The sequence below is a fragment of the Burkholderia sp. AU16741 genome (genome assembly GCF_002223345.1).
GTDB lineage: Bacteria > Pseudomonadota > Gammaproteobacteria > Burkholderiales > Burkholderiaceae > Burkholderia > Burkholderia sola.
Genome location: NZ_NKEZ01000015.1, coordinates 1 through 2,911, shown reverse-complemented (window position 1 = coordinate 2,911; position 2,911 = coordinate 1). Strand labels below are relative to the sequence as shown.

Sequence of the window (2,911 nt, the reverse complement as noted above, 5' to 3'; positions counted from 1 at the left end):
GAGACAGACTCGTTATAGGGTCAAGCGAACAAGTGCATGTGGTGGATGCCTTGGCGATCACAGGCGATGAAGGACGCGGTAGCCTGCGAAAAGCTACGGGGAGCTGGCAAACGAGCTTTGATCCGTAGATGTCCGAATGGGGAAACCCACTCCTTTTGGAGTATCCATGGCTGAATACATAGGCCATGTGAAGCGAACGCGGTGAACTGAAACATCTAAGTAACCGCAGGAAAAGAAATCAACCGAGATTCCCAAAGTAGTGGCGAGCGAAATGGGATGAGCCTTGCACTCTTTATTTGTATTGTTAGCCGAACGCTCTGGAAAGTGCGGCCATAGCAGGTGATAGCCCTGTAGGCGAAAACAGTATGAAAGAACTAGGTGTGCGACAAGTAGGGCGGGACACGTGAAATCCTGTCTGAAGATGGGGGGACCATCCTCCAAGGCTAAATACTCGTGATCGACCGATAGTGAACCAGTACCGTGAGGGAAAGGCGAAAAGAACCCCGGGAGGGGAGTGAAATAGATCCTGAAACCGCATGCATACAAACAGTCGGAGCCTCTTCGGGGGTGACGGCGTACCTTTTGTATAATGGGTCAGCGACTTACGTTCAGTAGCAAGCTTAACCGTATAGGGCAGGCGTAGCGAAAGCGAGTCCGAATAGGGCGTTCAGTTGCTGGGCGTAGACCCGAAACCAGGTGATCTATCCATGGCCAGGATGAAGGTGCGGTAACACGTACTGGAGGTCCGAACCCACTAACGTTGAAAAGTTAGGGGATGAGCTGTGGATAGGGGTGAAAGGCTAAACAAACCTGGAAATAGCTGGTTCTCTCCGAAAACTATTTAGGTAGTGCCTCGTGTCTCACCTTCGGGGGTAGAGCACTGTCATGGTTGGGGGGTCTATTGCAGATTACCCCGCCATAGCAAACTCCGAATACCGAAGAGTGCAATCACGGGAGACAGACATCGGGTGCTAACGTCCGGTGTCAAGAGGGAAACAACCCAGACCGCCAGCTAAGGTCCCCAAATATAGCTAAGTGGGAAACGAAGTGGGAAGGCTAAAACAGTCAGGAGGTTGGCTTAGAAGCAGCCACCCTTTAAAGAAAGCGTAATAGCTCACTGATCGAGTCGTCCTGCGCGGAAGATGTAACGGGGCTAAGCTATATACCGAAGCTGCGGATGCGAGCTTGCTCGCATGGTAGGAGAGCGTTCCGTAAGCCTGCGAAGGTGCCTTGTAAAGGGTGCTGGAGGTATCGGAAGTGCGAATGCTGACATGAGTAGCGATAAAGGGGGTGAAAGGCCCCCTCGCCGTAAGCCCAAGGTTTCCTACGCAACGTTCATCGGCGTAGGGTGAGTCGGCCCCTAAGGCGAGGCAGAAATGCGTAGCTGATGGGAAGCAGGTCAATATTCCTGCACCATTGTTAGATGCGATGGGGGGACGGATCGCGGAAGGTTGTCCGGGTGTTGGAAGTCCCGGTCGCTGCATTGGAGAAGGCGCTTAGGCAAATCCGGGCGCGCAATTCAAGGGTGTGGCGCGAGCTCCTTCGGGAGCGAAGCAATTGGAAGTGGTTCCAAGAAAAGCCTCTAAGCTTCAGTCTAACGATGACCGTACCGCAAACCGACACAGGTGGGCGAGATGAGTATTCTAAGGCGCTTGAGAGAACTCGGGAGAAGGAACTCGGCAAATTGGTACCGTAACTTCGGGATAAGGTACGCCCTTGTAGCTTGACTGGCCAGCGCCAGGAGGGTGAAGGGGTTGCAATAAACTGGTGGCTGCGACTGTTTAATAAAAACACAGCACTCTGCAAACACGAAAGTGGACGTATAGGGTGTGACGCCTGCCCGGTGCCGGAAGATTAAATGATGGGGTGCAAGCTCTTGATTGAAGTCCCGGTAAACGGCGGCCGTAACTATAACGGTCCTAAGGTAGCGAAATTCCTTGTCGGGTAAGTTCCGACCTGCACGAATGGCGTAACGATGGCCACACTGTCTCCTCCCGAGACTCAGCGAAGTTGAAGTGTTTGTGATGATGCAATCTACCCGCGGCTAGACGGAAAGACCCCATGAACCTTTACTGTAGCTTTGCATTGGACTTTGAACCGATCTGTGTAGGATAGGTGGGAGGCTATGAAGCCGGAACGCTAGTTTCGGTGGAGCCGTCCTTGAAATACCACCCTGGTTTGTTTGAGGTTCTAACCTTGGCCCGTGATCCGGGTCGGGGACAGTGCATGGTAGGCAGTTTGACTGGGGCGGTCTCCTCCCAAAGCGTAACGGAGGAGTACGAAGGTACGCTAGGTACGGTCGGAAATCGTGCTGATAGTGCAATGGCATAAGCGTGCTTAACTGCGAGACCGACAAGTCGAGCAGGTGCGAAAGCAGGTCATAGTGATCCGGTGGTTCTGTATGGAAGGGCCATCGCTCAACGGATAAAAGGTACTCTGGGGATAACAGGCTGATACCGCCCAAGAGTTCATATCGACGGCGGTGTTTGGCACCTCGATGTCGGCTCATCTCATCCTGGGGCTGTAGCCGGTCCCAAGGGTATGGCTGTTCGCCATTTAAAGAGGTACGTGAGCTGGGTTTAAAACGTCGTGAGACAGTTTGGTCCCTATCTGCCGTGGGCGTTGGATATTTGAAGGGGGCTGCTCCTAGTACGAGAGGACCGGAGTGGACGAACCTCTGGTGTACCGGTTGTCACGCCAGTGGCATCGCCGGGTAGCTATGTTCGGAAGAGATAACCGCTGAAAGCATCTAAGCGGGAAACTCGCCTTAAGATGAGATATCCCTGGGGACTAGATCCCCTTGAAGGGTCGTTCGAGACCAGGACGTTGATAGGTCAGGTGTGTAAGCGCAGTAATGCGTTCAGCTAACTGATACTAATTGCCCGTAAGGCTTGATCCTATAACAAGTCTG

At 53.0% G+C, this 2,911-nt stretch carries 1 rRNA gene; it reads left to right on the top strand.

Annotated features, from left to right (window positions below):
• The first annotated feature begins 18 nt into the window (after nucleotides 1–18).
• Nucleotides 19–2,899, top strand: a 23S ribosomal RNA gene (locus CFB89_RS33760).
• The last annotated feature ends 12 nt before the right edge of the window (nucleotides 2,900–2,911 follow it).